Annotated in this window: 21 protein-coding genes and 1 pseudogene; 6 read left to right on the top strand and 16 right to left on the bottom strand. The window is 71.5% G+C overall.

Annotated features, from left to right (window positions below; translation table 11 throughout):
- Positions 1 to 33: 33 nt before the first annotated feature.
- On the top strand, positions 34 to 1,992 hold the full coding sequence (locus B072_RS0106015; RefSeq protein WP_026245499.1) for an acyl-CoA dehydrogenase: 1,959 nt from the start codon (positions 34 to 36) through the stop codon (positions 1,990 to 1,992).
- A gap of 112 nt (positions 1,993 to 2,104) precedes the next feature.
- On the opposite strand, the gene B072_RS42515 is transcribed toward B072_RS0106015, so the two are convergent.
- The 3 genes from B072_RS42515 to B072_RS48035 all read right to left on the bottom strand — a co-directional run bounded on the left by B072_RS42515 (position 2,105) and on the right by B072_RS48035 (position 3,620).
- A complete protein-coding gene (locus B072_RS42515) occupies positions 2,105 to 2,476 on the bottom strand; it encodes a hypothetical protein (RefSeq protein ID WP_018529035.1) in 372 nt (123 codons plus the stop codon).
- A 201-nt stretch (positions 2,477 to 2,677) separates the two neighbouring features.
- Positions 2,678 to 3,073: a VOC family protein gene (locus B072_RS0106005; RefSeq protein WP_018529034.1), complete on the bottom strand. Its 396-nt coding sequence runs from the start codon at positions 3,071 to 3,073 to the stop codon at positions 2,678 to 2,680.
- Positions 3,074 to 3,203: 130 nt separating this feature from the next.
- On the bottom strand, positions 3,204 to 3,620 hold the full coding sequence (locus B072_RS48035; RefSeq protein WP_018529033.1) for a hypothetical protein: 417 nt from the start codon (positions 3,618 to 3,620) through the stop codon (positions 3,204 to 3,206).
- Between the two features lie 382 nt (positions 3,621 to 4,002).
- On the opposite strand from B072_RS48035, the gene B072_RS48030 reads away from it, so the two are divergent.
- From B072_RS48030 to B072_RS0105980, 3 genes are all read left to right on the top strand, one after another.
- A complete protein-coding gene (locus B072_RS48030; RefSeq protein ID WP_018529032.1) occupies positions 4,003 to 4,554 on the top strand; it encodes a PHB depolymerase family esterase in 552 nt (183 codons plus the stop codon).
- 45 nt (positions 4,555 to 4,599) lie between these two features.
- Positions 4,600 to 5,472: an alpha/beta fold hydrolase gene (locus B072_RS0105985; RefSeq protein ID WP_018529031.1), complete on the top strand. Its 873-nt coding sequence runs from the start codon at positions 4,600 to 4,602 to the stop codon at positions 5,470 to 5,472.
- A gap of 169 nt (positions 5,473 to 5,641) precedes the next feature.
- Positions 5,642 to 7,006, top strand: a complete 1,365-nt coding sequence (locus B072_RS0105980) for an FAD-dependent oxidoreductase (RefSeq protein ID WP_018529030.1) — start codon at positions 5,642 to 5,644, stop codon at positions 7,004 to 7,006.
- Between the two features lie 72 nt (positions 7,007 to 7,078).
- Here B072_RS0105980 and B072_RS0105975 read toward each other — a convergent pair whose 3' ends face one another.
- The gene (locus tag B072_RS0105975) at positions 7,079 to 7,747 is read right to left on the bottom strand and encodes a haloacid dehalogenase type II (protein WP_018529029.1); all 669 of its coding nucleotides are present in this window, start codon (positions 7,745 to 7,747) and stop codon (positions 7,079 to 7,081) included.
- Positions 7,748 to 8,209: 462 nt separating this feature from the next.
- Between B072_RS0105975 and B072_RS0105970 the strand changes: the two genes are divergently transcribed.
- Positions 8,210 to 8,791: a carbonic anhydrase gene (locus B072_RS0105970; RefSeq protein ID WP_018529028.1), complete on the top strand. Its 582-nt coding sequence runs from the start codon at positions 8,210 to 8,212 to the stop codon at positions 8,789 to 8,791.
- Between the two features lie 8 nt (positions 8,792 to 8,799).
- A complete protein-coding gene (locus tag B072_RS0105965; protein ID WP_018529027.1) occupies positions 8,800 to 10,254 on the top strand; it encodes a SulP family inorganic anion transporter in 1,455 nt (484 codons plus the stop codon).
- A gap of 68 nt (positions 10,255 to 10,322) precedes the next feature.
- On the opposite strand, the gene B072_RS0105960 is transcribed toward B072_RS0105965, so the two are convergent.
- From B072_RS0105960 to B072_RS0105910, 12 genes and pseudogenes are all read right to left on the bottom strand, one after another.
- The gene (locus tag B072_RS0105960; protein WP_018529026.1) at positions 10,323 to 10,733 is read right to left on the bottom strand and encodes a RidA family protein; all 411 of its coding nucleotides are present in this window, start codon (positions 10,731 to 10,733) and stop codon (positions 10,323 to 10,325) included.
- A gap of 122 nt (positions 10,734 to 10,855) precedes the next feature.
- Positions 10,856 to 10,990, bottom strand: a pseudogene (locus B072_RS49910) (triacylglycerol lipase); the annotation flags it as partial.
- Positions 10,991 to 11,172: 182 nt separating this feature from the next.
- A complete protein-coding gene (locus tag B072_RS0105955; protein ID WP_018529025.1) occupies positions 11,173 to 11,961 on the bottom strand; it encodes an NPP1 family protein in 789 nt (262 codons plus the stop codon).
- A gap of 103 nt (positions 11,962 to 12,064) precedes the next feature.
- On the bottom strand, positions 12,065 to 12,496 hold the full coding sequence (locus B072_RS0105950; protein ID WP_158689156.1) for a hypothetical protein: 432 nt from the start codon (positions 12,494 to 12,496) through the stop codon (positions 12,065 to 12,067).
- 161 nt (positions 12,497 to 12,657) lie between these two features.
- Complete coding sequence (locus B072_RS0105945) at positions 12,658 to 13,737, bottom strand: maleylacetate reductase (RefSeq protein ID WP_018529023.1); 1,080 nt, start codon at positions 13,735 to 13,737, stop codon at positions 12,658 to 12,660.
- A 68-nt stretch (positions 13,738 to 13,805) separates the two neighbouring features.
- The gene (locus tag B072_RS0105940) at positions 13,806 to 14,726 is read right to left on the bottom strand and encodes a dioxygenase (protein ID WP_018529022.1); all 921 of its coding nucleotides are present in this window, start codon (positions 14,724 to 14,726) and stop codon (positions 13,806 to 13,808) included.
- 168 nt (positions 14,727 to 14,894) lie between these two features.
- Positions 14,895 to 15,128, bottom strand: a complete 234-nt coding sequence (locus B072_RS0105935; protein ID WP_018529021.1) for a hypothetical protein — start codon at positions 15,126 to 15,128, stop codon at positions 14,895 to 14,897.
- A 515-nt stretch (positions 15,129 to 15,643) separates the two neighbouring features.
- Positions 15,644 to 16,363 (bottom strand): hypothetical protein, encoded by a 720-nt coding sequence (locus B072_RS0105930; protein ID WP_018529020.1) that lies wholly within the window; start codon positions 16,361 to 16,363, stop codon positions 15,644 to 15,646.
- A 70-nt stretch (positions 16,364 to 16,433) separates the two neighbouring features.
- Positions 16,434 to 17,597, bottom strand: a complete 1,164-nt coding sequence (locus B072_RS0105925; RefSeq protein ID WP_018529019.1) for a S1 family peptidase — start codon at positions 17,595 to 17,597, stop codon at positions 16,434 to 16,436.
- Positions 17,598 to 17,782: 185 nt separating this feature from the next.
- The gene (locus tag B072_RS0105920) at positions 17,783 to 18,259 is read right to left on the bottom strand and encodes an HIT family protein (RefSeq protein WP_234018798.1); all 477 of its coding nucleotides are present in this window, start codon (positions 18,257 to 18,259) and stop codon (positions 17,783 to 17,785) included.
- 107 nt (positions 18,260 to 18,366) lie between these two features.
- Positions 18,367 to 19,242 carry a Cof-type HAD-IIB family hydrolase gene (locus B072_RS0105915; protein WP_018529017.1) on the bottom strand — a complete coding sequence of 292 codons (876 nt, stop codon included), beginning with the start codon at positions 19,240 to 19,242 and terminating at the stop codon, positions 18,367 to 18,369.
- Between the two features lie 158 nt (positions 19,243 to 19,400).
- Positions 19,401 to 20,549 (bottom strand): ROK family transcriptional regulator, encoded by a 1,149-nt coding sequence (locus B072_RS0105910; protein ID WP_018529016.1) that lies wholly within the window; start codon positions 20,547 to 20,549, stop codon positions 19,401 to 19,403.
- Positions 20,550 to 20,591: the final 42 nt, after the last annotated feature.

The following is a 20,591-nucleotide window of genomic DNA, read 5'->3' as shown; positions in this document are numbered from 1 at the left end:
TTGCACCCGGACCCGACGGGGTACCTGGGCACCATGATCACCGATGCCTCCACGCCCTCGGGCGGTTACGTGCAGCCCGACATCGACGTACGCGCCCTCACCGCGGTGCTCGACGGCGAGTACGCCGAGATCCGCGACCTGGTCCGCACGAACCTCGCGGCGCACGCCTCCGTCCTGGAAGAAGCCGAGGAGCTCGGCATCGACGCGTTCCGCGAGCGGGTGCGCGAGCTCGCCGTCACGATGGCGGCGACCGGCCAGACGGGGATGGGGTTCCCCAAGGAGTACGGCGGGGGCGGCGACATCGGTGCCTCGATCGCCGCGTTCGAGACGCTCGCCTTCGGCGATCTGTCGCTTCTGGTGAAGGTGGGGGTGCAGTTCGGGCTCTTCGGCGGCGCGATCCTGCACCTCGGCACCGAGCGGCACCACCGGGCCTACCTGCCGGACCTGATCACCGGGAAGCTGATGGGCTGCTTCGCGATGACCGAGACCGGGCACGGCTCCAACGTCCAGGCGCTGGGCACGGTGGCGACGTACGACGCCGACCGCCAGGAGTTCGTCATCACCACGCACGGCGACGCCGCGCGCAAGGACTACATCGGCAACGCCGCCCGCCATGCCGAACTGGCCGTCGTGTTCGCCCAGTTGAAGGTGGGCGACCGGTCCGAGGGGGTGCACGCGTTCGTCGTGCCGGTCCGCGTCGACGGCGAGCCCGCCCCGGGTGTCCGGATCGAGGACGCCGGCCGCAAGATGGGGCTCAACGGCGTCGACAACGGCCGCATCTGGTTCGACGGTGTGCGGGTGCCGCGCGAGGCGCTGCTCAACCGGTTCGCCGACGTCACGCCGGAGGGCGCGTACGAGAGCCCGATCGAGAATCCGGGCCGCCGCTTCTTCACCATGCTCGGCACTCTGGTCCAGGGGCGGGTCAGCGTGGGCGGCGGCGCCATCAACGCGGCGAAGGTCGCGCTGGCGATCGCCACGAAGTACGCGGTGCGCCGTCGGCAGTTCGAGGCGGCATCGGACACCGAGGAGCAGCTGCTGCTCGACTACGGCATGCACCAGCGCCGCCTCCTGCCGCTCGTCGCCCGCACCTACGCCCTGCACTTCGCCCAGGACGTGGTCCGCACCCAGTTGCACGAGGTCTTCTCGCAGGAGCGGGGCGACGATCAGGCCCGCCGCGAGCTGGAGTCACGGGCCGCGGGGACCAAGGCGCTCGGCACCTGGCACGCGACGCGGACGATCCAGGAGTGCCGCGAGGCGTGCGGCGGCGCGGGCTATCTCGCCGTCAACCGGTTCGCCGCGCTCAAGGCGGACAGCGATGTCTTCACGACGTTCGAGGGCGACAACCACGTCCTGCTGCAGCTCGTGGCCAAGGGGCTTCTCACCAACTTCGCGCAGGAATTCGAGGATCTCGATCAGCTCGGCATGGTCCGGTTCGTCACCGGCCAGGCCGTCGAGACGGTCATCGAGAAGACGTCGGCGCACAAGTTGCTGGAGCGGGTGCGCGACCTGCTGCCCGGCGGTGACGAGTGGGACCAGGAGGCCGGTCTGCTCGACTCGGAGTACCAGCTCGCCATGGTCCGTTTCCGCGAGGAGCACATGCTCGCCGGGCTGGCGCGGCGGCTCAAGCGCGGGATGGACCAGAAACGCAATCCCGGCGTCGTCTTCTCCCATGTGCAGGATCACGTGATCGCTGTGGCGCGCGCCCATGTCGAGCGTCTGGTGCTCGAGGCGTTCGTCGACAAGGTGCGCACGCTGCCGGACGACGGCAACAAGGTCGCGCTGGGGCTGCTGTGCGACCTGTTCGCCCTGTCCACGATCGAGGCCGACCGGGCCTGGTTCATGGAGCACGGCCGGCTGACCGTCCAACGCTCCAAGGCGATCAGCAGCGAGGTCAACGACCTCTGCCGCAAGGTCAGGCCGCTCGCGGTCGACCTCGTCGACGCGTGGGGCATCCCGCGGGAGATGCTGCGCTCCCCCGATCTGGTGGGCTGATCGCGGGGGCTCCGGTCTGATCGGCCGGAGCCCGACCCCGCGTCCGGGCCGTGTCGGGTGAATCGTCGGACGACCTCGACACTGGGCCAAGTACCTTGTGGAGCGGCCTCGGCTAGAGGGGTGGCAGCCGGTCCGTCAGCGTCGGAGGGCGCCGCTCGTCGAGCCAGAAGAGGTAAGCCCTGAGGTGAGCGGCCAGGTCACCGTCGAGGTACGTGGCGTAGTCGCGGGCGGCGGGAGCGGTGCCCTGCGCGGACTTCTCGTCGTGGGCCTCCCACGCGCCACGCCGGTCCGCCAGGTACTCCCTGATCCGGCCTCTGTCGCGCCGCCATTCCCGGACCGCCGCGGGCGTCCAGTGGTCGTCGCCGTCACAGCCGTAGCCGGAGAAGGCCTCCGCCTCGGCGGCGTCGATCAACTGCCGGAGCTCCTCCACGCTACGGGGCTGCTGGTAGACGTACTCGGTGAAGTGATCGCCCTCATAGAGCACGAGCTCCGGGGCATGGATCCGGCCCGTGCCGCAGTTGTCGGTGTCGGCTCCGTAGAACGGTCCCTGGCACGTTGAGCCACTTCCGGTCCGCCCACCGCCCCTGGAACAACGCACGCGCGTCACCCGGCAGCGGCACCGGATCGAAGTAGAGCTCCACGGCGGAAGGGTAGCGAGGTACGGAACGAATGCGCCGGGCAGTCCCTAGTCGTGCAGGACTTCGGCGATCTCCCAGACATGACCCGCCGGGTCGGCGAAGGCGGCGGTGCGCCGGCCCCAGGGGCGGTCGATCGGGCCGTTGAGGAGGGCCACGCCGTGGCGCTCGAGCTCGGCGCAGACCGCGTTCGCGTCGGCCACCTCGAGGGTGAACAGTGCCCGTGGGCCGGTGTCGGCGCCCGCGACGGCGGTGGGGGTGACGAGTTCGGGCGCGTTGGCCACCGTCAGCACGTTCAGCATCAGGTTGTCGAACTTGATGACGGCGGAGTCCTCGTTCTCGTAGACCACCTCCAGGCCGAAGACGTCCGTGTAGAACGCCTTGGTGGCGGCCAGGTCCTCGGCGAACAAGGTGATGACCTCGAGCTTGCTGAGACCCTTGATCATGCGGTTTCCCCTCTTCTGCTGGCTGTGGCTGGTGAGCCGTGTGCTGTCCGTTACCGCTGTGCCGTCGTCTCGATCTCGAGTGCCAGATGGACGTGCAGTGCTTCGTCGCCGCGCCGACAGCCGTCGCCGATCAGGGCGTGTGGCACGGCTGCGCGGTCTCGGCGACGAGGCCATCGAGCCCGGTGCCGACGGCGAGGCGGCCGGTGCGGAACGCCTCGGTGGTGATGCCGTCGGTGACGTAGACGTAGGTGTCGCCCGCCTCGGCGTCGCTGAGCAGCAGGTACGCGACATCGGTGCCCACGAGCGTGCGGGCGCGGCGGACGATGACCCGTAGGACGTCCTCCACGTCGCGCAGGGAGGCGAGGTCTCCCGCGGTCTCGTAGAGGCCGGCGAGCGCGGCCCCGCGGCGGCGGTGCGCGGCCGGCAGCGCGCGGATGGCGGGGGCGTCCTCGACGTGTTCCGGTTCCGCGCCGACGGTGTGGAAGGCCGCCGCGTCCGCCTCCTCGCGCAGCAGGCGCAACAGGCTGCCGGGGTGCGTCGTCGTCACCCGCGTAGTCATATCGCACATCTGTGGCCCTGTGGTGAGGGAAAGGGGAATCGTCGCGGAGCGCAGGGGTTGCGGAGTTCTCCACCCGTCGGCGGGGCGTGGTGGTGATCTCGTCCATTACGCGCGGTGCTCGTCGCGGCCAACCATGTCGGGCGTCGGCTTCGCGCTCCGCGATCCGGCCGCCCCGACGTTCGCCGACAGAAGGCCGGCAGAAGGAGTGCCACGTCATGCGCATGCGCGTCAGGACCCGGGTCGCCGGTGTCGTCACCGCCGTCGCCGCGGCGGTTCTCGGCCTCGGTGCCCCCGCTCACGCCGACGAGCCCGCTCTGCCGTCCTTGAACATCACCGGCACGTACCCCGTGGTGGGGCTCGCGGCAAGGCCGTGTTCACTTACCACGACGCCGATCCGGCCGGGCACGGCAGGCCCACGCCGAACGGTCCGCTCCCTTGCGGCGCCACCGCCTACCCGTTCCTCATCGACTGCGGCAACGACCCGCGGGGCGAGATGCTGAGCCACTGGCTGGGCCCGGTGAAGGCGCCCGCGGCCGTGCGGACCGGGACGCTCGACGCGTACGACCAGGGCCGCTATGTGCCCGGCGGCTGGGCCCAGTGGTACAGCATGGGCGGCAAGAGTTTTCTGTACACGCCCGACTCCTGTGCCAAGGGCGCCGCGTGCAAGCTGGTCGTCGCCCCGCACGGCTGCCTCAGCGACAACCCCTTCCTCGGCGACCGGTTCGCCCGCGGGTCCCGTCCGAACGAGTACGCCGACACCAATGACCTGGTTGTCCTCTACCCGCAGACCGACATCAGCGTCGCCCGCGGCAACCCTCAGGGCCGCTGGGACTGGTGGGGTTACACGGGCGGCGACTACGCGCAGAAGTCCGCGCCGCAGATGCGCGCGATCATGAACCAGGTGCACGCGCTGGGCGGTTGAGCCGTCCGCGGCCCGGCACACCCCGAGCGGAAGGAACACGTACCGATGACCAAGCCGGTCGAACTCGATCTCCCGGTGGACGGCGCGACCCTGCGGGTGCTGCGCTTCGGCACGGGCCGGCGGATCGCCGTGGCGGCCCATGGGATCACGGCGTCCGCGATGTCGTTCGCCGCCGTCGCCCGCCATCTGCCGCCGGAGTGGTCCCTGTACGCCCTCGACCTGCGGGGCAGGGGCGGCAGTTCCGCCGCCGACGGCCCGTACGGCATCGACCGGCACGCCGACGACGTGTGCGCGGCGGCGCAGTACTGGGGCGGCGGGCGCCCGGTGGCGCTCATGGGCCAGTCCATGGGGGCGTACGTCGTCCTGCGCGCCGCCGCCCGCGCGCCCCGGCTCTTCGGCGGTGTCCTGCTGGTGGACGGCGGGCTCCCGCTGCCGGTCCCCGCGGGCGCGGACCCCGACGCGCTGCTCGACGCCACCCTCGGTCCGGCGATCGAGCGGCTGGCTCTGACGTACGACAGCGACGAGGACTACGTCGCGTTCTTCCGCGGGCACCCCGCGCTCGGCCCGCACTGGAACGAGGACATCGAGGCGTACGTCCGTTACGACCTGACCGGGCCGGTGGGCGCCCGTCGCTCGCGCGCGCAGGAGCCGGCGGTCCGACACGACGGGCGTGAACTGCTGGTCCGCGGCGAGGACTTCGGTCACGACCTGACCGGCCTGACGCTGCCGGCCCGACTGCTGTACGCCCCGTTCGGCCTGCTCGGCGCGGCTCCCGGTATGCTCCCGCCCGAACTGGTCGGCTACTGGACCTCGAAGGTGCTGAACCTGACGTCCGAGCCCGTGCCCGACTGCAACCACTACATGATCCTGATGGGGGATCCGGCCCGCACGGTCGCGGCCCGGCTCGCCGCCCTCTGAGCCCGCGAACAAGGCCCGGATCGGGGCGGTCCGGGACCCCAAAGGAATGCCGATCGACCTCATAAGTGATCCTTATGAGGTCATAGACCCGACCCGCCTGCCAACTAAGGCTTGCCTTACTTTAAGATTCCTTCGAGCACCACCCGCCCCACTCGAAGGGAACCTGAACATGCCTCGCCCCCTGCGGGTCGCCATTGTCGGAGCCGGCCCCGCCGGTATCTACGCCGCTGACGCACTGCTCAAGTCCGCGACGGCCGACGAACCCGGCGTGTCCATCGACCTCTTCGAGCGCATGCCGGCCCCCTTCGGCCTGATCCGCTACGGCGTAGCCCCCGACCACCCCCGGATCAAGGGCATCGTCAACGCCCTGCACCAGGTCCTCGACAAGCCCCAGATCCGCCTCTTCGGCAACGTCGACTACCCGCGCGACATCGACCTGGACACACTGCGCTCGTTCTACGACGCCGTCGTGTTCTCCACGGGCGCGACCGCCGACCGGGCGCTCGACATCCCGGGGATCGAGTCCGAGGGTTCGTACGGCGCGGCGGACTTCGTCTCCTGGTACGACGGGCACCCCGACGTACCCCGGACGTGGCCGCTGGAGGCCGAGAAGGTCGCCGTGCTCGGTGTCGGCAACGTCGCCCTCGACGTCGCCCGCATCCTGGCGAAGACCGCCGAGGAACTGCTGCCGACCGAGATCCCGGCGAACGTGCACGAGGGGCTCAAGGCCAACAGGGCCCGCGAGATCCACGTCTTCGGCCGTCGCGGCCCCGCGCAGGCGAAGTTCAGCCCGATGGAGCTCAGGGAGCTGGACCACTCCCCGAACATCGAGGTCATCGTCAACCCCGAGGACATCGACTACGACGAGGGGTCGATCGCGACCCGGCGCGGCAACAAGCAGGCCGACATGGTCGCCAAGACCCTGGAGAACTGGGCGATCCGAGACATCGGCGAGCGTCCGCACAAGCTGTTCCTGCACTTCTTCGAGTCGCCGAGCGAGATCCTCGACGAGGACGGCCGGGTCGTGGGTCTGCGCACGGAGCGCACCGAACTGGACGGCACGGGGAACGTCAAGGGCACCGGCGTCCACACCGACTGGGACGTCACCGCCGTGTACCGCGCGGTCGGCTACCTCTCCGACGAACTGCCGAAGCTGCCCTGGGACCTGGCCAGCGGCACGGTGCCGGACGCGGCCGGCCGCGTCATCGAGGACAGCGGGGAGCACCTGCGGTCCACGTACGTGACCGGCTGGATCCGGCGCGGCCCGATCGGCCTCATCGGTCACACCAAGGGCGACGCCAACGAGACGGTGAGCAGCCTGCTCGAGGACTTCACCACCGGCCGGCTGCACACCCCGGACTCCCCCGCGCCGGAGGCCGTCGAGGCGTACCTGGGAGAGCGGGGCGTCCGCTACACCACGTGGGAGGGCTGGCACCGGCTTGACGCCGCCGAGAAGGCGCTCGGCGAGCCGCAGGGACGCGAGCGCGTCAAGATCGTCGAGCGGGACGGGATGCTCGACGCCAGCGGCGCCTGATCGACCGGGAGGGCGGGGACGCGGTGACGAACCGCACCCCCGCCCTCTTTTCCGTCTCCGCCGTCTCCGCCGTCACCGGCCCAGAAGGTCCACCACCTGGGTGAGCGAGGTGACTTCGTGGGCGTGATAGGCGGGCACCGACGGCTCGTGGCCCCGGTTCAGGTACACCGTGTCCCGCACTCCCAGGTCGGTCGCCGACTGCAGGTCGTAGCGCGGGCTGGACGAGACGTGCATCGTCTCCTCGGGGCGGCATCCCAGCCGCTCGTACGCGAACTCGAAGGCGCGCAGCCGAGGTTTGTACGCGCGTGACATCTCCGCCGTGAACACCGCGTGGAACGGGGCTCCGAGCAGGGCCACGTTCCGTCCGGCCTGGCTGTTCGCGGCGTTCGAGATGATCACCAGCGGGACGTGCCCGGCGAGCTGCGCCAGCGCCCCGGGGACGTCGGGGTGCGGGCCGAAGCCCGGGATCCGCTCGTAGACCTCGGCCGCGTCGCCCGGCCGGAACGCGATACCGGCGCTCCCGCAGGCGCGCTCGAAGGCGCGGGCGACGACCTCGCCGTACGGACGCCAGTCCCCCATCGCCTCGTCGAGCTGGTAGCGGCCGAACCGGTGCTCGAAGATGTCCAGTTGCTCCGCCGAGGCCACATCCTCGACCACCGCGCGGGCGGCGGCGCCGATGGCGAAGTCGGTCAGCGTTCCGTACATGTCGAAGGTGATGAACCGAGGAACGGGCGTACTCACGGTCTCTCCTCGAAAAAGGCGACGGCGTGGACGGACGTGACCTCAACACGCCCACCGGCATCGGTATTTCACGTCACCCCATGGATGCCCGCGTCAACCACCGCGCCCCAACGTGTCGTTCACGCCAAACACACCGCACTTTCCACGCATCCTCAGGTCGGCAACCTCGCGTTAACCCCACGATCACCTTTGCACAGCTAACCTTCTTCTTGACCTTCGGTTGACCAACCGTTGGAACTTTCTTGGTGTACGGAAAGCGGAGAGGGGGAGCATGAACCGAGGTGAGAGGACTCGCGCGGCACGCCCCCCGTACGCCGCCGCGCCATCGCAGTCGCGGCGCGCCTTCGCGCGCCCGTTCGCTCCCGCACACGCGTCCGAGCGGACCGCGCCCCACCGTGCCCGTGACACCTGTCCTGCACGTCCGACGCGTCCCCCACGGCGCGCCAGGAGGAATCAACACATATGCAGCCCCTCATCGACAACGCCCGCACGTTCGGACAACGCCCTGAGGAGTTCGCCCGGCTCGCCGACGGCCAGTCGCCGCAGGTTCTGTTCATCACCTGCTCCGACTCACGCGTCGTGCCGGCCCTGATCACGGGAGCCCGCCCCGGGGAGCTCTTCGAACTGCGCACCGCGGGCAACATCGTGCCCGCCTACTCCACCGAGCACCCCTGCGGGGAGACCGCCACCATCGAGTACGCCGTGGAGGTGCTCGGGGTCCAGGACATCGTGGTCTGCGGACACTCGCACTGCGGCGCGATCGGCGCCCTGGTGCGCGGCGACGACCTCGGGACCGTGCCCGCCGTGCGCGACTGGCTCGCGCACGCCGCGGACTCGCCGTCCGCAGAGGACCCCGCCGACCCGACCGTCGCCGAAGCAGTGCAACAGCACGTGCTCACCCAGCTGTTGAGGCTGCGCTCGTACCCCTGCGTCGAGCGACGCCTCGCGGACGGACGGCTGCGCCTACGCGGCTGGTACTACGAAGTGCACACGGGCGGTGTGCGCGAACACCGCGCCGCCACCGACGCGTTCGAGTCCCTGTGAGGTCGACGATGACCAAATACCCTCATCTCAAGCAGGACTTCACCGCCTCGCTGGTCGTCTTCCTGGTCGCGCTCCCCCTGTGCGTGGGGGTCGCGGTGGCGTCCGGCGTGCCCGCCGAGCTGGGTCTGGTGACCGGCATCGTCGGTGGCATCGTCACCGGTCTGATGCGCGGCAGCAGTCTGCAGGTGTCCGGCCCCGCGGCCGGGTTGACCGTGCTCGTGTACGAGGCCGTGCGGGAGTTCGGTCTCCCGGTGCTCGGCGTCGTGGTGCTCGTGACCGGGCTGCTGCAGCTCGGGATGGGCGCCCTGAAGGTGGGCCGCTACTTCCGGGCCATCTCGGTCTCGGTGGTGGAAGGAATGCTGGCCGGCATCGGGCTCGTGCTCATCGCGGGCCAGCTGTACTCGGTCCTCGCCACGAAGGCGCCCGAGTCCGGGCTCGGCAAGATAGCCGGTCTCCCGGGGGCCTTCGCGGACGCGCTCGGCAGCACCCGCTCGCTCGCGTCGCTCTGCCTGGGCACCGCAACCGTGCTCGTGCTGGTGCTGTGGAAGCACCTGCCCGGGCGGGTGCGCGTGGTGCCGGGTCCACTGGCGGCCGTCGGTCTCGCGACACTCGCCGCCGTCACCCTGGACCTGCCGGTCGCCACCGTCGAGGTCAGCGGTCTCGTCGAGTCCGTCCAGCCGCCGTCCCTGGACGCCTTCGGCGAGCTCGCCGGGCTCGGTCTCCTCGGGACGATCGTGGCGTTCACCCTGATCGCCTCCGCCGAGTCACTGTTCAGCGCCGCGGCCGTGGACCGGATGCACGACGGACCGCGGACCAAGTACGACAAGGAGTTGATGGCGCAGGGCGCGGGCAACGCGGTGTGCGGCATCCTCGGCGCCCTGCCGATGACCGCGGTGATCGTGCGCAGCGCCGCCAACGTGCAGGCGGGCGCGCGGACCAAGGCGTCGCGGGTGATGCACGGCGTGTGGCTGCTGCTGTTCGCGGCGCTGCTGCCGGGGGTGCTCGCGTACATCCCGATCCCGGCACTCGCGGGCGTCCTCGTGCATGCCGGGGCGAAGCTCATTCCCGTACGGGCCATGGTGGGTCTGTGGCGCGAGCATCGCGGGGAAGTCCTGATCCTGGCGGTCACAGCGGTGTCGATCGTCGCGGTCAGCATGTTCGAGGGCGTGCTGGTGGGCGTGGCCCTGTCCGTCGTGAAGACGGCGTGGGACGCCTCGCACGTGAGGCTGGAGGTCGTCGACAAGGGCGCGGGTCCCGTGCAGGCGCACCTGTCGGGCAACGCGACGTTCCTGCGGCTGCCGAAGATCCTCGACAGCCTGGAGGCACTGCCGCACGACCGGCCCGTCGAGGTGGACCTGTCGGGCTTGCATCACCTCGACCACGCCTGCCGGACCGCGCTGGAGAACTGGGCGCAGCGGCACAGCTCCCCCGAGACGGAACCGGTGAAGGTCACGTCGGCCTGATCCGGCTCCGGGCCCAACTGTCGTGCGCCTCCACGACAGTTGGGCCTTCTCCGTTTCCGCGTCCGGCCTCAGTCGTCCAGGACCGCCGCGACGGCCTCGATCTCGACGAGCTGATCGGTGTAGCCGAGCACCGTGACGCCCATGAGGGTGCTCGGCACGTCGTGCTCGCCGAAGGCGTCCCTGACCACGGTCCATGCGGCGACCAGGTCCTCCTGCCGGGTCGATGCCACGAGGACGCGCGTGCTGATGACGTCCTTGAGCGTGGCCCCGGCCTCGGCGAGGGCGGTCGTCATGTTGGCGACACATTGGGCGGCCTGCCCGGCGTGATCGCCGACGGCCACGGTCGCGCCGTCCTCGTCGAGCGGGCAGGCGCCGGCGAGGAAGACGAGCCGGGCGTCGGCGGGCGCCGTCGCCGCGTACGCGTACTCGGCGACGTCGGACAGCGCGGCGGAGCGGATCAGGGTGACGGAGCGGGGCACGGACCTGGTCTCCTTCGAGTGGGCGCTCCACGGCCGCGGAGCCCGGCCATGCTGCCACGGGGACCGCGTCGCCTTCGCTCCTTTTTTCTACTGGGCGGGCAGGGAATCGCAGTTGGAGGATGCGGGCCGAAGTGGTTGCTGAGCGCGCGGCCGACATCGGGGAGGACCACCGGCTTGTACGTGACCTGGGCGCCCTTCCCGCACCAGTCGACGGCCAACTCGCGGGCCTGGGCGTGCGGGACGAGGTTGTCCTTGACGTGGACCCCCTGAAGGCGCGGCGCGGACTGGGCGCCGAGGCAGGCGGCGACGGTGACGACTGCGGCGGCAGACGGATGGATGGACTTCCTGAGCGCAGGCGGAAGCATCGGCGCGAGGACGGACGTCCCACCGTCCCCACGGGTCGCGGGGACGGTGTCCAGCACGGCACTACCGCGAAGATTCAGGAGTTGACGTCGAACGGCACACCATCGGGCAGCGCGGCCGCGAGATGGCTCGGGAAGCTCGCGTCCTTCAGGCCGAAGGTGGCGCTGCCGAAGTCGTGGGTGCTCAGGGTGTCGCGCAGGCCCGCCGGGTAGCCGTTCCAGCCGACGAGGGCGGGGAACTGCCAGGTGCCGCGGTGGTTCTCGGGCGGTTCGTCGCCGGAGGTCGCGAGGCGGAAGCAGTGGGTGCCGATGCCGTCCTTGTGGTAGACGATCTTCGGGTGGGTGCCGTCCCAGCGGATCGCGTCGCGGGCATGGACGACGAAGTCGCCGTGGGCGGACGTGGCGACGTACTGGGCGGTGCCGTCCTTCACCCAGACCACGACGTGCTCCCAGTCGTTCCGGTGGCCGCCGAGGCCGCTGCCCACCACCGCCTGGTCCTTCTCGAAGTAGAGGGCGTACATGACGGCGCACCAGCCGTTGTCGCACTTGGTGCGCGCGTATCCGTTGGTGTTGGCGAGGTCCTCGGCGTCGCGGCACTGGCCGTTGAGCGCTCCGCTCGGGGCGAGGCCGCCGTTGACGGTGCCGTCGGGTCCGATGGCCGGGGTGGGGTAGCAGCCGTCGGTGTCGTAGTCGTAGGCGGGCTGGAAGGTCTGCTCCGTGCTGTCCGCGTTCGCGGGCAGGGCGGCCGGCGGCGCGGCGAGGGCGCTGCCCGCGAACGCGACGACGAGGGCGAGGGCGCCGCCGGTGACCAGGGACCCTCTGCGAAGGATTCGGGTGGCACTGACTGTCCTGCTGGGCTTCAACATGCTCTCCTGTCACGGCAGTTGGGGCATGACGGGTGCGATGAGTGTCATGCCCCCGCCGAACGCGGGAGACGCATGTTGCTCGGGTGGAGTGTGCGGTTCCCGGTCAGCTCGCCGCGCGCTCCTGGCGGGCGTCGCAGCTGAGGGCGCGGACGAAGGCGTCTTCGGCTTCTGCGCTGAAGAACCCCTGGATGCCGCGCAGGAGTTGGAGTGCCGTGCGCACCGGTGCGGGCAGCGGCCAGGGCATGGCGGCCGCGAGTGCGGTGTGTTTGTCGGGGGCCGTGCGCGCCGCTTCCAGGTGGGCCTGGGCCTGCGCCAGATCACCGCTGCAGGCGTGCTGAACGGCGCGGGTCACATCGTGGGAGGCGCTGCGCGAGACCTCGAGCAGCGACTGGATGCACTGCCTGTCCGGGTCGTCGAGGTGGGCCGGTACCGACGTCCAGTCGCGCACCGCCGCGCTGAGGTGGCCGTCGGCCCGGTCGAGAATCTTCGCTATGGCGGACAGCCGCCCCGCTTCCACCTGTGCCTGGTATGCCATGCCGAGTCCCTTCATCCCCCCTGCCGGTGAGCCGTGTCTCCAGCGGTATCACCCGGCTTGCCCGGCGCGAAGCCCCGGACGGGGGGCGCACCGCACGCGCAGAGGGTGAGTCTGCGGCGCACAGTGGGAGGTTGAGGCACAAGGCGGCGCACACGCGAGCCTCAGAGGGCCCCTTCGAGGAGCCGGGTGACGGCGTCGGTCGTCACGGTGCGGGGGTTCGGGTGCGGTGCGGCGGCGACGCGTTCGGCGATCGGGCGCAGGCCGTCGCGCGGTACACCGAGGGCGGTGAGCGTGGTCGGGCCGTCGTAGGACCGGGCGAGCCGGGTGACGGCGGCCACCGGGTCTCCCCCGGCGACCCGGTTCAGGCGGGCGGCGGCCGTCGGGGCGTACGGCAGGTTGAAGGCCATCACGTGCGGCAGGAGCAGGGTGTGCAGGGCGGCGTGGGGCAGGTCGTAGGTGCCGCCGAGGGCGTGGGCGAGTTGGTGGTGCAGGCCCATGCGGGTGCCGGCCAGGCAGAGCCCGGCGAGCCATGCGCTCTCCTGGAGCCGGCCTCGGTGGCCGATATGTGACGGGTCGTCGAGGACGCGCGGGAGGGTGGCGAGGATGCCGTCGGCGGCCTCCGTCGCCAGCGCCTCACCGACGACGGTGACCTGGGGTGCCCACAAGGTCTCCACGGCGTGGGCGAGGGCGTTGAGCGCGCTGGTGAGGGTGAGGCCCGGTGGCATGGTGAGGGTCAGTTCGGGATCGTAGACGATCGTGCCCGGCGCGATCTCGGGTCCGCGGCGGGTGGTCTTCACACCGTCCCTGGTCTCCCCGAGGACCGGGGTCGCCTCCGACCCCGCGTACGTGGTGGGGACGGCGATCTGCGGAATCCCGGTGCGCACGGACAGGGCTTTGGCGAGCCCGACGGCGGAGCCCCCGCCGAGCGCCACGACACTGTCCGCGGACACGTCGTCCCGCACCCGCACGGCCTCCTCGGTGACGGTCACGGGGGTGTGCGCGGCGATTCGGTCGAAGCGTCCGGCGAGGCACGGGCCGAGGGCGCGGGCCAGTTCGTCGGCGGGACCCGCCGCGGACGCGGTGGAGACGAGCAGGATGCGGCGGGCGCCGATGCGCTCGGTCTCGCGGGGGATGTCGTGGCGGGATCCGGGGCCGATGAGGACGCGCGTGGGCAGTGTCTCGTGGACGGTGACAGGGGTGGGGCTGGGGCCGGCCGTGGGATCGGTGGGGTGGTCGTTCATGGCGCGGGTCCTCCGGGAGGGGCAGTGGTGGCCTTCGGGGTCGGATGCCGGCGCGCACCGGCACGGGCTCAGGTGCCGGTGCGCTGGACCGTGACCGGGAAGTCGACGTGCCGGAAGGGGTTCGGGAGGGCGTGGGCGGCGGCCCGTTCGGGATCGTCGACCTCGGCGAAGGTACGGATCAGGCTCTCCTTGACGCCGAAGACGGCGTCCGAGTCCAGGTAGGGCGAGTCGGCGACGAACAGGTGCGTGGTGAGCGTGCGCGTCGTGGGTGACGACACCTGTACGTGGATGTGGGCGGCGCGGTAACAGTGCCGTCCGGTCGCCCGCAGCAGGCCGCCGACGGGCCCGTCGGTGGGGATCGGATAGTGGCGCGGCACGATGGTGCGGAAGTGGAAACGGCCGTCGTCGTCGGCCGTGAACAGTCCGCGCAGATTGCGGTCGGGGACCTCGCCGGGGCGCTGCACGTCGTAGAAGCCGTCCGCGTCTGCCTGCCACACGTCGACGCTCGCGCCCGCGACGGGGGCGCCGTCGGCGTCCGTGACCCGCCCGGTGACGAGGCACGGTTCACCGCCCGCGGCCGCCTCGTCGATGCTGTCGCCGAGTGCGCGGGGCGGCGATGCGACCATGTGGAAGGGGCCCTCCACGGTCGATTCCGTGTACCGGTCCTGGGCCGGGTTCGCGAGGGTCTCCACCAGCATGGACAGGCCGAGCACGTCGGAGAGCATGATGAACTCCTGCCGGGTGTCGTCGCAGGTGTGCCCGGTCTCGGTCAGGAACCGGATGCCGGCGGCCCATTCGTCGACGGTGAGGTCCACGTCCTTGGCGAAGGCGTGCAGGTGGTGGACGAGGGAGCCGAGGATCTCGCGCAACCGCGGGTCGGGGGTCGCGGCGAAGCTGTCGGCGACGATCTCGGCGGAGCGCTCCGCGGCGAACAGGGATGTCGGCACCGGGGTGCTCTTCGTGGCGGATTCGGGGTGGTGGGTGGTCATGGTCTCTCCTGCCCGGCTCGTACGGTGCGTACAGGTGCGCGGTGGCGGTGGCGGTGCACGGGCGCCGTACCGGCGCGTTCCGTGTGCATCACACCACCCGTGACGCCAACTCCTGCGCACTCTGACCCAGTTGGCCGAGCCGTGGCGGGCCGGTGCCACGCCGGCTGTTCACCGGCGGCGTTGTTCGTCCCACGCACCACGGGCCAGATCATGGACGATCAGTTCGGCCATACTCAGCAGACGGCGGAAGCTGTCGAAGCCTTCGGGGCATGCCTGCGGATACCCGAACCTGGCGCCGTGTCGGCGCAGTTCAGGGACATGCGCGAGGAGGACGTCCCGGCGGCCGGTGTCGAGCTCGCCCTGGTTCGCGAGACAGGCGGAGACGCAGCCGCCGAGCCACATGTCCACATGTCCAGCTCGGCCAGGTCGCTCTTGTCGGCGGCGGGGACATCCGGAAATGGTGCCCGGGCATGCACGGTCCAGAGCCGGTCGACCTCGCCCAGCATCGCCTGCTTCGCCTGCGGACCGGGCCATCTCCAGCCGCACAGATAGCGCAACTCGTCCTGCCGGGGAGTCCTACGGTGCGCGGCCTTCTCGCTGCGACGCCGCTGTGCGAAGGCCTCCATCTCCGTCAGCCACACCGCCCGGCTCGTCTCCAGCATCTCCAGCGCACACAGCAGCGCGGCCTCGTCGTTCCTCACATCGCCCGCAGTGCTCAGATACGCCCACGTCCCGCAGAACCCGAGCGGGTGACAGCGGCCCGCAGCAGCCCTGAGAGCCCGGTGACGCCGCACGAAGGGAACTTCACGGTCGCGGACGCGTCTGACATCAGCACGGAAGCTCACGCCTCGATCATCTCCCAGCTGCGGAAGGCGTGTTCGGACAGCGCCTCTTACGAGGCGATCGCGTCCGGCGTTTCATGGCTTCAGCCAGATCCGCAGCGGGCCGACCGCCTCGAAGCCGTGCCGCAGGGCAGTCGCGAGGTCGTCGCCATGCTCGTACCCGACGACCGGAAGGCCCGGATACAGCTGGTGCGCGGCGTCCAGGACGCACGACCAAGCAATGTCTGTGCCTGTGCCCGTTCCACGGGAGAAGACGTTGGAGACGCCGACCGCGTCGGCGCCCCGGTTCAGCACCGCGCCGGAGGTCACTTGCCCTTCGGCGTCGCGGCCCGCGATCACGTGCACATCGGGTACGTCGAGGAGCGCGGGTCGGAAGAGATCCGCATCGTCGTCGTCCCAGGCCAGGGCCCAGGACCGCAGGGTCTCCTGGTCCGTCACGACGTCCCAGGACAAGGCCGCCCCGGACAAGGCCAGTCCGGACGCGCCGGCCGGGCGGTGGATCCACCGGGCCTCGAACAGCACCCGGAATCCCGCGTCGCTCAGATCGAGATCGCCGAAGCTGTCCTTGACCGTGGCGCCCGGCGCATCGGTGTCGATCCGGGCCACGAGTGCGGCGGCGCCCGCGCCGGGCGCCAGGGTCACCGCGTCCGGGTAGTACAGAGGCGTGCGGACCGGCGACGCCCAGGCCTCGTCGGCGAACCGGCCGGTCACACCGTGCGTGCGGCTCATGGCGGCGCACCAGAGCGCGTTGTTGCGGGCGGCGGCATGGACCGGCGGGTGCTGCGATGTCGTCATGACTGTGGATCATGGCCGGTGCGGAGGGGACCGCGCCACCGGATTGACGCGGGCCCCGCCTCGGACCGGGTCAGGCGGTGTGCAGGGTCAGGCCGTAGCGGCCCAGGATCTCGTTGATCGGCTGGTACCAGGTCTCGCCGCCGCTGCTGCAGTTGCCCCAGCCGCCGGAGGTGACGCCCTGGGCCTGGTCGCCGCTGATGAACGAGCCGCCCGAGTCGCCCGGTTCGGCGCACACGTTCGTCTTGGTCATCTGATGGACGGCGCCCTGGCTGTAGTTGACCGTCTCGTTCTTGGCGAGGACGGTCCCGCAGTGCCAGTGGGAGGTGGAGCCGGACCGGCAGATGGAGGCACCGATGGGAGCCTCCGCCGAGCCGCGCACCAACTGGTCGGAGACGGTTCCCCAGCCGAGCACGACGGGCACCGTCCACCAGCCGCTGCCGACGTTCACCCACGCGTAGTCGTTGTCGGGGAACGACGAGCCCTGGATGTTGCCGACGTAGGAGCCGTCCCAGCCGTTGACGCCCTGGCCCGCGCCACCGCAGTGGCCGGCTGTGACGAAGCCGCCCTGCACCGAGAAGCCTATGGAGCAGCGGACGTTGCCGGTGGAGAAGGGATCGCCGCCGACAGTGCCCGCGGCGAGCGTGGTGGGTGCGTGGTCGGCGGTCTCGACGGCCACGGGAGCCTTCTCGCGGGCCTGCGCCAGGAAGCGCTTGACATCGTTGTCGCGCTGCTGGGCGGCGACGACCTCCACGACGACGCGGTTCGACTTCCAGTCCACGCGCCAACTGCTCACGCCCGCGGGGGCCTTGAGATCGTCGATGCGCGCTTTCGCCGCGTCGAGCTGCCGGGCGCTGCGGGTGACGAGTTCGACGTTCGCGCCGGTGGCCCGGACGGCGTCGGCCCGGTCCGGGTCGGCGAGGGCGACGGTCAGCTCGCCCGTCCGCGGGGTGAACCAGGAGCCCGCGTAGGCGGATCCGGCCGCGCCGCGGGCCCGCTTCTCGGTGCCGGTCGCCTTCTTCTCCACGGCCAGCCGCTCCTCGGCCGCGCTCCGGGTGAGGCCGAAGTCCCGCTGCATGGCGGCGAGTACGCCACCGGACGCGGGCGCCTTCGCGCCGGTCGGGGCGGCGTCCGCGGCGGCGGCCGGAACGAATCCGGCGGTGGCGCAGGCGCCGGTGACGACGAGTGCGGACAGAACGGTGCGCAGGATGCCGGTACGTCTGCTGGTACGTCTCATGGTGCGACCCTTCGTTGTTCCAGTGATGTGGGGGTGGAACAGCACGGCGCGCTCGGGACGCCTGGGAGCGCTCCCGAGGCCCGTCCGTGCCGGAGCCTAGCGAGTGATCATGGACAGGTCCATGCCAATGCGGGGGCGTGATCCGGCCATGCCCCGTGACCTCGGAGTTCACGGCGCCGGGGCGCTCACAGCCGGGCGCGCACCGCGTGCGCCAACCGGTCCGCCTGCTCGCCCGTCACCCACTCCCGCTCCGGGCGGTGCAGCAACTCGAAGACGCCGGGACCTCGTTGGGCCCGGGACAGCCGCTCCGTGCGCGGGACGATGTGGAAGTGCACATGCGCGAAGCCCTCGGCCTCCGCGAACTGCATCACGTACGTCTTGGCGCAGCCGGTGACCTCGCGCAGCGCGCGGGAGAGCCCGACCTGCCAGCCGCCCAGGACGGCGGCCTCGGCGTCGGTGAGGTCGTGCACCGCGGTCACATGGCGCCGGGGCAGCAGGACCAGCCAGCCGGGCAGCGCGGTGTTGAAGGAGTGGGCCACGCGCCAGTGGGCGTCGTGGGCGATGCGTTCACGGGGCGGCAGGTCCGCGAACCCGGCCTCGCCGGCGCAGGCGTGACAACCGGGAGGCAGGGGCGCGGGCGGCTCGGGCATGGGCGGCGTCATGGGTTCCACAATCCCGTGCGCGGTCGGGTCGATGAAGGGATCGGGGCGCAGCGAACCGCCGACCGCTGCGCAGACTCGGCCGCGCCGTGCACCCGAAGGCCGGGCCCTCAGTCCAGCGGCGGCAGGCCGAGGACCTCACGGACCGTGCGGACGACGCCGTTCTCGGTGTGCGCCGGTGCCCGGTGGCGGGCCCGGCGCAGGACGTCGGGGTGGGCTCCCGCCATGGCGTAGGACCAGTCGGCGGCGTCCAGCATCTCCAGGTCGTTGAGGTAGTCGCCGAACACCATGGTCTGCGCGGGTGTGATGTCCAGGTCGCGCTGGAGGCCGCGGACGGCGACGCCCTTGTTCGCAGTCGGATTCATGACGTCGACCCAGTGCGCGCCGGAGACGACGACCTGGTGGGTCTCGGCGAGGGGCGCGAGGGCCGGGGCCACGGTCCGCTCCGCCTGCCCGAAGTCGAAGACGGCGACCTTGATGACGTCGTCGTCGACGGCGGTGACGTCGTCGACGACCCGGTGGTTGCGGTAGTACTTGCGCACCTCGGTCATGAACGCCTCGTCGGAACGCTCCACGTACGCGGACTGCTTGCCGCAGACGACGACGCCCACGTCCGCGCCGCCGGGCCCGCTCGCGTCTGCGAGGTCGCGCACCGACGCGACGATCCAGGACACGACGGCCGGGTCGAGGACGTCGGAGCTGAGCTCGGTGCCGCCGCGCACGACGTAGGTGCCGTTCTCCGCGACGTACACCATGCCGCCGTCGTCCACCGCGGCGAACTGGGCTGCGAGCGTGGCGTACTGGCGGCCGCTGGCCGGGCAGAAGACGATGCCGCGGCGGTTCAGTTCCGCGAGGAGCGGCCACACCTCGTCGGGTATGCGGCCGTCGGCGTCCAGGAGCGTGCCGTCCATGTCGGTGACGATCAGGCGGATGTCGGGCGGGGTGACGGCCGGAGCGGTGGGGGCCGGGTGGTGCTGCGTGGTCACAGTGGTTCCTGGGTCGGGGTGGAGTCGGGTCGGGGTGGTGTCGAAGATCGGGGCGGAGGCGGTCGGCGCAGTGTCGGGAGTCAGCGATCGAAGGCCGAGGCGGATCAGGGATCGAAGGTCCAGGCGGGTCAAGGGTCAAGGGTCGAGAGTCGGGTGGGTCAAGGGTCGAGAGTCGGGTGGGCCGAGCGCACGACGAGGGTGCGCAGCGTGTCCACCGCGTGGGCGCGCGCCCCGGTCAGTTCGGGACCGGTCAGGGTGGCCGCGGTGACGGGGACGGGACGGGGGCTGCGGCGGAAGCGGTCGTCGACCGCGGGGGCCAGCGCCGGCCCCCAGCTGCCGCCGAGCACGACGGTGCGGGGGTCGGCGAAGGCGACGGCTGCCGCGAGCACGGCGCCGATCGCGTCGGCGAGGACGGTGCGGGTGTGCTCGGCCCGCGCGTCGTCGGCCGCGAGCCGGGCGTGCAGGGCGGCGACGTCGACGGCGGTGGAGCCTGGCCTGCGCAGGCCGAGCGCGGCGAACACCTCCGTCAGCGCCAGGGCCGTGCCGTCCGGACCCGGCACGCACAGGTGGGCGATCTCGCCGGCGAAGCCGTGGTGGCCGCGGCGCACCTCCCCGTCGGAGACGACGGCGCCGCCGAGCCCTTCGCCGAGGTGGAGGTAGACGAAGTCGTCGACGCCCCGGGCGCGGCCGTCGGTGCGTTCGGCGCGGGCCGCCCAGTTGACGTCGTTGTCGACGAGGAGGGGCCCCGTCACGTACGGGGCGAGGACGGCCGGCGGGTCGAGGTCGCCGACGAGGAACGGCGCGTCCGGCAGATGCACCAGGCGACCCGTGGTGCGGTCCACCGGGTCGGCGGCGCTGACGACACCGGTGCGCAGGCCGCCCTCGGTGCGCTCGGCGAGACGCCGCACGGCCGAGCCCAGGGCGTCGCCGACGGCCTGGGGGCCCGCGTCCCGGCCGAGCCCCGTCTCCTGTCGCGCCCGGACACTGCCGAGCGCGTCGACCGCCTCGGCCGTGACGCCGTGCGGGGTGATCCCGACGACGAGCGCGGCCCCGAGCCCCGGAGCGATTCCGTGGTACGAGCCGACGCGGCCGCGCCCCGTGGTGCGCTCGCCGGTGTCGACCACCAGGCCCGCCCGGACGAGGCGCTGCACGCTGTCGGAGATCGTGGGCTTGGAGATGCCGGTGCGGGCGGCGATCTCGGCCCGGGTGAGACGGGACTCGGCCATGAGCGCGCGCAGCACGTTCTCGTCGGTCAGCGCGCACAGCATCTCCAGCGACGGTCGCGACATCGGTTTCGACGGGGCCATGCCGCCAGTCTAAACAATCTAGTAAGGACTCTTGCCTAAACC

The sequence above is a fragment of the Streptomyces sp. HmicA12 genome (assembly GCF_000373565.1).
Lineage (GTDB): Bacteria > Actinomycetota > Actinomycetes > Streptomycetales > Streptomycetaceae > Streptomyces.
Note: the sequence above shows the minus strand (reverse complement) of the source record. Positions and strands in the feature narration are given on the sequence as shown.

Bases quoted from the DNA above. Each gene is read 5' to 3' on its own strand.
- B072_RS0105925 (WP_018529019.1), bottom strand. From the start codon at position 17,597: ATGAGACGTACCAGCAGACGTACCGGCATCCTGCGCACCGTTCTGTCC.
- B072_RS0105935 (WP_018529021.1), bottom strand. From the start codon at position 15,128: ATGTGGCTCGGCGGCTGCGTCTCCGCCTGTCTCGCGAACCAGGGCGAG.
- B072_RS0106015 (WP_026245499.1), top strand. From the start codon at position 34: ATGATCACCGATGCCTCCACGCCCTCGGGCGGTTACGTGCAGCCCGAC.
- B072_RS0106005 (WP_018529034.1), bottom strand. From the start codon at position 3,073: ATGATCAAGGGTCTCAGCAAGCTCGAGGTCATCACCTTGTTCGCCGAG.
- B072_RS0105930 (WP_018529020.1), bottom strand. From the start codon at position 16,363: ATGACGACATCGCAGCACCCGCCGGTCCATGCCGCCGCCCGCAACAAC.
- B072_RS0105940 (WP_018529022.1), bottom strand. From the start codon at position 14,726: ATGACCACCCACCACCCCGAATCCGCCACGAAGAGCACCCCGGTGCCG.
- B072_RS0105980 (WP_018529030.1), top strand. From the start codon at position 5,642: ATGCCTCGCCCCCTGCGGGTCGCCATTGTCGGAGCCGGCCCCGCCGGT.
- B072_RS0105970 (WP_018529028.1), top strand. From the start codon at position 8,210: ATGCAGCCCCTCATCGACAACGCCCGCACGTTCGGACAACGCCCTGAG.
- B072_RS0105965 (WP_018529027.1), top strand. From the start codon at position 8,800: ATGACCAAATACCCTCATCTCAAGCAGGACTTCACCGCCTCGCTGGTC.
- B072_RS0105945 (WP_018529023.1), bottom strand. From the start codon at position 13,737: ATGAACGACCACCCCACCGATCCCACGGCCGGCCCCAGCCCCACCCCT.
- B072_RS0105910 (WP_018529016.1), bottom strand. From the start codon at position 20,549: ATGGCCCCGTCGAAACCGATGTCGCGACCGTCGCTGGAGATGCTGTGC.
- B072_RS0105955 (WP_018529025.1), bottom strand. From the start codon at position 11,961: ATGTTGAAGCCCAGCAGGACAGTCAGTGCCACCCGAATCCTTCGCAGA.
- B072_RS0105985 (WP_018529031.1), top strand. From the start codon at position 4,600: ATGACCAAGCCGGTCGAACTCGATCTCCCGGTGGACGGCGCGACCCTG.
- B072_RS0105920 (WP_234018798.1), bottom strand. From the start codon at position 18,259: ATGACGCCGCCCATGCCCGAGCCGCCCGCGCCCCTGCCTCCCGGTTGT.
- B072_RS0105950 (WP_158689156.1), bottom strand. From the start codon at position 12,496: ATGGCATACCAGGCACAGGTGGAAGCGGGGCGGCTGTCCGCCATAGCG.